This window comes from Streptomyces fildesensis (assembly GCF_016107395.1).
GTDB lineage: Bacteria > Actinomycetota > Actinomycetes > Streptomycetales > Streptomycetaceae > Actinacidiphila > Actinacidiphila fildesensis.
Map to the genome: position 1 here is coordinate 1 of NZ_JAAIKO010000164.1, position 566 is coordinate 566.

Genomic DNA, 566 nt, shown 5'->3' on the forward strand with positions numbered 1-566 from the left:
TGGAAATATTAAGCCAGCTCTCGGCCGACATTTGAAAAGAAGAAAAAAAGGAGACGCACGGCAATCGATTAATCAAAAAGGGCTAATCAACTTCTTCGATCTTGGGGCCAGCGCCAGTAGGACCAGTCGGGATGTCACCCATGGCATCCTCCATACCAGGAGCGCCTCCCTGGTACATTTTGGCAATAATTGGGTTGCAAATGCCCTCCAGCTCCTTCATCTTGTCCTCGAACTCGTCGGACTCTGCAAGTTGGTTGGTATCCAGCCACTGGATGGCCGAATCAATTGCCTCCTCGATCTTCTTCTTGTCGGCAGCAGGCAGCTTAGCGCTGATCTTATCATCCTTCACCGTGTTCCTCATGTTATAGGCGTAGTTCTCCAGCGCGTTTTTGGACTCCACTTTCTTCTTATGTTCCTCGTCCTCAGACTTGTATTTCTCGGCTTCCTGAACCATCTTCTCGATTTCCTCCTTCGACAGCCGTCCCTTGTCGTTGGTAATGGTGATCTTGTTCTTCTGACCGGTGGTTTTGTCCTCGGCAGATACATTCAGGATACCATTGGCATCA

1 protein-coding gene is annotated in these 566 nt (G+C 49.5%); it reads right to left on the reverse strand.

What is annotated here, in order from left to right; genetic code table 11:
• Positions 1-82: 82 nt before the first annotated feature.
• Positions 83-566: Hsp70 family protein (locus C6N31_RS47195; RefSeq protein ID WP_198359646.1), on the reverse strand; the 484-nt coding region annotated here is incomplete at its 5' end.